Below are 5,934 nucleotides of genomic sequence, written 5' to 3' on the forward strand. Positions count from 1 at the left end.
ACCTTGCTCAGCCTTGCATCCCCTACAAACATCCCCCTACAAACCCGCCGCCCCTTCCTCAAACCCCTCCCGCAAATACCCCTGCAAAAACTCCACACACACCCGCAAACGCGCCGACGTCTCCAACCGTGACGGATACACCGCCCACACCGCCGCCTTCTGCCGGAAATCCGGCAACACCTGCACCAACCGCCCCGCCTGCAACAACGCCCTCGCATCCCAATCCGAACGCAAAGCAATCCCGCAGCCATCCAGCGCCCACTGCATCACAATCTCGCCATTATTGGACGACAACGGCCCCCGCACCTTAATCGACTGCACCTCACGCCCATTATCCAAACGCCACACCCCGAAAGGATGATCCCGCTCCTTAATCACCAAACAATCATGCGCCGCCAAATCCGCCAACGTCCGCGGCGTCCCCCGGCGGGCCAAATACGCTGGCGACGCGCACAACACCCGATGGTTATCCGCCAAATGACGCGCAATCAAATGCGGCGCGATCTCATCCCCCACCCGGATATCCAAATCGAACCCCTCCGACGCAATATCCACCAAACGATCGAACACCTCAAACCGCACCTGCAACGCCGGATACCGCGCCAGCAATGCCGACAAAGCCGGCGCCACCACCCGCCGGCCGAACCCGAAACTGCTGCAAATACGCAAAGACCCACGCGGCGCCTGCCGCGTCACCCCGATCTCCTCAACCAAATGATCCATATCATTCAGAATACGCAGCGCCCAGTGATACACCCGCTCCCCCTCAGGCGTCACCCCCACCCGCCGGGTCGTGCGATGAAACAAACGCGTCGCCAGCCGCGCCTCCAGCACCTGCACCCGCTTGGTCACATAAGAACGCGACACGCCCAGCTCTTCCGCTGCGCTGCTAAAACTCGCCTTGCGCACAATCGCGCAAAACACCCGCAAATCCTCAGGGCTGGGATCATTGTTCATCATTCGTGCACAAAGTTTTCTCGTTTAACGGGATTGTCCGAAAGCAAAGCGCTTGTAGCATACCTGGCATCACCCGCAAAACGAGAAGGAACTCCCCATGGCACACACCCACAAAATCGCCGTCCTCCCCGGTGACGGCATCGGCAAAGAAGTCATGCCCGAAGGCCTGCGCGTCCTCGAAACCGCCGCCCGCCGCCACGGCCTGAACTTGCAATTTGACCACTTCGACTGGGCCAGCTGCGACTACTACGAACGCACCGGCGCCATGATGCCCGACGACTGGAAAAACCAGCTGCAAACCTATGACGCCATCTACTTCGGCGCCGTCGGCTGGCCGGGCCGTGTCCCCGACCACATCTCACTCTGGGGCTCGCTGCTGAAATTCCGCCGCGAATTCGACCAATACATCAACCTGCGGCCCGTCCGCCTCTTCGACGGCGTCCCCTGCCCGCTGGCAGGCCGCAAAGCCGGCGACATCGACTTCCTCGTCGTCCGCGAAAACACCGAAGGCGAATACACCAACCTGGGCGGCCGCCTCTTCGAAGGCACAGACCGCGAACTGGTCATCCAGGAATCCGTCTTCACACGCAAAGGCACCGACCGCGTCCTGCGCTACGCCTTCGAACTGGCGCGCTCACGCGCCCGGCACAGCCTGACCGTCGCCACCAAAAGCAATGGCATCGCCATCAGCATGCCCTGGTGGGACAGCCGCGCCGAAGCCATAGGCACGGAATACCCCGATATCACCGTGGACAAACAACACATCGACATCCTCTGCGCCCGCTTCGTCCTGCAACCGCAGCGCTTCGATGTCGTCGTCGCCTCCAACCTCTTTGGCGACATTCTCTCCGACCTCGGCCCGGCATGCACCGGCACCATCGGACTGGCCCCCTCAGCCAACCTGAACCCGGAACGCCACTTCCCCTCGCTATTCGAACCGGTACACGGCTCCGCGCCGGACATCTACGGCCAGGGCATCGCCAACCCGATTGCCATGATCTGGTCCGGAGCGCTCATGCTGAAATTCCTGGGCCACCAAGCCGCCCATGATGACATCCTGAGCGCCATTGAAGACTGCCTGCGCGACGGCCCGCGCACCCGCGACCTGGGTGGCCAGGCCAATACCGTAGAAGTCGGGCAGGCCATCGCCGCGCGGATCAGCGGCGCCACGCCACACTAAAAGCGCACTCATACCGCAGCACGACTCATGCCACGCTGGCGCAATACCGGCGCAGCCACCGCTGCGCCGGTATTGCCGCGCGCCTAACCCTGAGGCTGAACCAGAATCTTGATCTCGTCGCGGCTCTGCAACTGCGCCTCAAAGCCATCCGTCACCGCCTGTTCCAACGCTACCGTGCGGGTCACAACCTGAGAAAGATCCAGCTTGCCTGCCGCGATCAAAGCCAGCAGATCAGGATAAACATCGCGATAGCCCACGCTGCTGGTAATCCGCAACTCCCGGTTCACCAAATCGAAACTATCCAGCGTCACCTTGGGCACCAGGCCCACCAGCACCATTTCCCCGCCTTTGCGCAACACCTGCAAAGCGCCATCGAAAGTCGCCTGGCTGCCCGCTGCCTCAAAACTCACCGGCGCGCCCACCCCACCGGTCTGCGCCAGCACGGCCGCCTGCACATCCTCATGACGGGCATCAAGCGCCAGCGCCGCCCCTAACTGGCGCGCCAGCGCCAAACGGGCAGGCACCACATCGACGGCAATAATCTTCCCGGCGCCTTGCAGGCGCGCCATCATGACCAGCAACTGGCCGATGGCGCCCAGGCCGAAAATCACACAAGTATCACCAGCCTGCAAACGGCTCTGCCTCACGGCATGCAAAGCCACTGCCGCCGGTTCCGCCACCGCCGCCTGCTCGAACGCCACGGCATCCGGCAACTCATGCGCCATATAGGCAGGCACCACAGCCTCCTGGGCCATCCCGCCATCGCCCATCAGGCCGGCAAAACCCATCGCGACACACAGGTTATAGGCCCCGGCCAGACAATGCGCGCAACGCCCGCAACGGTACTCCGGCTCTATCGTCACCCTGGCGCCCGGCTTGATGCTCGTCACATCGGGCGCTATTTCCACCACCGTCCCGCAGAACTCATGGCCAATAATCAGCGGTGCCGTGCGGCCGGACAACGGATGCGGCTGCGTCACAGGAATGGAATGCGGCCCATCGGCATACTCATGCAAATCACTGCCGCAAATACCGCAATATGCCACCGCAACGCGTATCTCCCCGCGCTGCAAAGGCCGCGACGCCGTCTCTTCCAGACGCAAATCACGCGCGCCATGCCAAAACCACGCCTTCATGCTTGACTCCCTTGCTCGTATTGCACGCGCCGAGCCAGCACGGCAGGCGCCGTTTCACGCAAGCCCAGCGACAACAGACCGGCGACCAAAGCGCCCGCCATCGAAATCCACATCACCACCGGCAAGCCATGCAGATCCGCGGCACGCCCGGCAACCACCGGCGCAATAAACCCGCCGACCAGCTCCCCTATGCCCATAATCAGGCCCAGCGCCGTCGCCATCGCGCCACGCGGCACCGTTTCCGCCGGAATCGTTGCCATAAACAAGGTAAAGCAACCCAGGCCGGTGTACGTCAAGAGCAACAGCACACCCAGGGCCACCGCCGATGGCGCATACAAAAAGGCCAGCGGGCAGCAAGCGGCCACCAGGGAAAAAATGAACAGCGTCGGACGGCGGCCGATACGGTCTGAAATCCCCGGCACGGCAAAGCCCCAGATCACCCAGGCCAAGCCCAGGCAACTCATCAGTATGCTCATGGTGCCCGGGCTGAATTTCCGCACATTCGTAAGAAACGTCGGCGCAAAGGAAATGATATTGACGAACCAGGCCAGGAAAAAGCAGCTGATCAGAATGCACAGAATGACATTGCGTTCACGCAGCACGCCCCATTGCGGCCCGGCCTGGCTATTGGTATTGGTATTGGTATTGGCGTCAGCCTGTTCCAGCGCGTCGGCTTGCCCTGCCTCATCCGGCCGCGCGGGCGCTGGTTCCTGCACATAACGCCAGATCAGCCAGGCCACGATCAGGCCAGGAATGCAGGTCAAATAGAAAGCCGTCCGCCAACCAAAGTTTTCAGCCAGCGCCACCATCACAGGCGGCGCAATCACCGCGCCCATCAGCCCCGCGGAAGAGCCTTGCAACAGCCCCATATTCAGGCCGCGCCGGTGCGGTGACGATGCCTGCGCCATCATGGTCTGCGACAACGGCAGCACCGGGCCTTCAGTCAGCCCCATGCAGGCCCGGAACAGCAACAGGCTGACAAAGCCCGTGACCAGCCCCGACAGCGCCGAAAACACCGAAAACAGCACCACCGAGACAATCAAGATGGTCTTGCGCCGGCCATGCTTATCCGTATAGGCGCCCATGAAAGCCCCGGACACCGCCCAGGCCAGGGCCAGCACGGAAGACAGCATGCCCAGCTCCGTATTGCTCAGGCCCAATTCGGCCGACACAAAAGGGAAGAGATAGGACAAGGCCAGGCGGTCGAAAAAAACGAAGCCGAACGCCAGGAACAGCACTGCCAGCAACCTGTTTTCGTAGGATGCCTGTTGGAATATTTTCATGTCTCGCTCCAGCCGGCGCGCCCGCGCTATCTGGCAGGCACGCCCTTTATTATTGTTTTGGAGTCACTGCCTGCCGGCGCTGCGGCAGGCATGCCGCCACGCTTAGCGGAACAGGGTATCGACGTAATCGGCGCCTATGCCCACTTTTTCATAGTGTTTGCGGCACATGTCGATATAGCTGTGCACATCGAAATACCCTTCCGGCTCGCCGTTCTCGTCCAGCCAGATCAAAGGCCCCTTGACGATGAAAAAGGCGCGCATGGGATCTTCGTGCTCATACGCCACCAGCGTGTGGCCCTCCCCCGGCGTTTCATAGACAAAATCGCCTGCGCGGGCCGTCCAATCATGTTCCAGATAGCCCCACTTGCCCGAAATCGTGTACGCAAACACTTCATGCGGGTGATAGTGACGGTTCACCAGGCCTGCTTCCTTGGCCATCAGGATGTCACACCAGCGGTTTTCAGAAGGCGAGATCCACAAAGGGCGGGAAGACACGGTATCCGTGAATGGCACATACATGCGCTCATCTTCGGTCGGCGCATTCTCAATATAGACCTCGGGCTTGGCATCCGGCTGAAAACAGTTGGGAATCGGCTTGAGGCCGCGCCAGAATTCGTTGGAAGGCAGCTCGGGCATGAAAGTCTCCTGTTCTTGTTGAAACGACAGACCAATGTAGCAAGCGCCCCCGCGCCCCATTTGCCCATAACGGACACGTTGATTGCCCAGGACGGACAAGCCGCTGCCGAAGAGCGGAATAAGGGAAGATCAGTATCTCGCCAGCGGCCATGGCTGCGTACACTAGCAACTGTGGCGCAGGCCTGACCTCCATCAGCCGCCAGGCCGCCAGCCCCTATCAGAAGACTGCAGGCCCGGCTGTCACCGCGCCTGCCTGCCGCCAGGCGCGAACGCCGACGCCGCAGGGAGACATTCATGCCATCCACCGCCCCTCATGCCGTCAGCCAGATTTCCACTGACACATTGCCGCCCAGCCAGCGGCTGGACTACTGGGAGTCCTATAACGCGTCGGTCCTGGTCGGGCTGAAATGCTCGGCCTTTTCAGACGATGGGCTGCTGGCGACCCAGCGCAACCTCTTGATGGGCGACATCCGCCTGGCCGACATCCAGGCCAACGAGCATGTGATCGAACGCACACCGCAAATGGTGCGGCGCCACCCCAAAGACTCGGTATTCGCGTCGCTGGTGCTGGAAAGCAATGCCTTTTTCTATCAGGGCAGCGCCTGTACGCAACTGGAACCCGGCGATCTTGTCATCTACGACACGCGCCATGCCTATCTGTTCGGCTTCACCGGCAGCATGCGGCAATTCCTGCTGGATACCCCGGCAGACTGGTTTTATCAGTCCTGTAGCCGCTCACTCC

General features: G+C 61.4%; 5 protein-coding genes and 1 pseudogene. 2 read left to right on the forward strand and 4 right to left on the reverse strand.

Annotated elements, in window-relative coordinates; all coding sequences use genetic code 11:
• Window positions 1-36: 36 nt before the first annotated feature.
• Window positions 37-957 (reverse strand): LysR substrate-binding domain-containing protein, encoded by a 921-nt coding sequence (locus ACTJGZ_RS15540; protein ID WP_441663806.1) that lies wholly within the window; start codon window positions 955-957, stop codon window positions 37-39.
• A 97-nt stretch (window positions 958-1,054) separates the two neighbouring features.
• Between ACTJGZ_RS15540 and ACTJGZ_RS15545 the strand changes: the two genes are divergently transcribed.
• Entirely contained in the window at window positions 1,055-2,137 is a 1,083-nt protein-coding gene (locus ACTJGZ_RS15545; protein WP_441663802.1) for a tartrate dehydrogenase, read from the forward strand.
• A gap of 83 nt (window positions 2,138-2,220) precedes the next feature.
• On the opposite strand, the gene ACTJGZ_RS15550 is transcribed toward ACTJGZ_RS15545, so the two are convergent.
• The 3 genes from ACTJGZ_RS15550 to ACTJGZ_RS15560 form a co-directional block, all read right to left on the reverse strand.
• Window positions 2,221-3,273, reverse strand: a complete 1,053-nt coding sequence (locus ACTJGZ_RS15550; protein ID WP_441663803.1) for a 2,3-butanediol dehydrogenase — start codon at window positions 3,271-3,273, stop codon at window positions 2,221-2,223.
• On the reverse strand, window positions 3,270-4,556 hold the full coding sequence (locus ACTJGZ_RS15555; protein ID WP_441663804.1) for an MFS transporter: 1,287 nt from the start codon (window positions 4,554-4,556) through the stop codon (window positions 3,270-3,272). Before ACTJGZ_RS15555 ends, ACTJGZ_RS15550 begins: the two co-directional genes overlap by 4 nt.
• Window positions 4,557-4,658: 102 nt before the next feature.
• Window positions 4,659-5,192 carry a 2,4'-dihydroxyacetophenone dioxygenase family protein gene (locus ACTJGZ_RS15560; protein ID WP_441663805.1) on the reverse strand — a complete coding sequence of 178 codons (534 nt, stop codon included), beginning with the start codon at window positions 5,190-5,192 and terminating at the stop codon, window positions 4,659-4,661.
• 294 nt (window positions 5,193-5,486) lie between these two features.
• Here ACTJGZ_RS15560 and ACTJGZ_RS15565 point away from each other — a divergent pair.
• A pseudogene (locus tag ACTJGZ_RS15565) lies at window positions 5,487-5,934 on the forward strand (helix-turn-helix domain-containing protein); the annotation flags it as partial.

The organism is Kerstersia sp. (assembly GCF_052103615.1).
Classification (GTDB): Bacteria; Pseudomonadota; Gammaproteobacteria; order Burkholderiales; family Burkholderiaceae_B; genus Kerstersia.

Excerpts from the sequence above, each read along its gene's own strand:
- ACTJGZ_RS15540 (WP_441663806.1), bottom strand. The coding sequence starts at position 957 with ATGAACAATGATCCCAGCCCTGAGGATTTGCGGGTGTTTTGCGCGATT.
- ACTJGZ_RS15545 (WP_441663802.1), top strand. The coding sequence starts at position 1,055 with ATGGCACACACCCACAAAATCGCCGTCCTCCCCGGTGACGGCATCGGC.
- ACTJGZ_RS15550 (WP_441663803.1), bottom strand. The coding sequence starts at position 3,273 with ATGAAGGCGTGGTTTTGGCATGGCGCGCGTGATTTGCGTCTGGAAGAG.
- ACTJGZ_RS15555 (WP_441663804.1), bottom strand. The coding sequence starts at position 4,556 with ATGAAAATATTCCAACAGGCATCCTACGAAAACAGGTTGCTGGCAGTG.
- ACTJGZ_RS15560 (WP_441663805.1), bottom strand. The coding sequence starts at position 5,192 with ATGCCCGAGCTGCCTTCCAACGAATTCTGGCGCGGCCTCAAGCCGATT.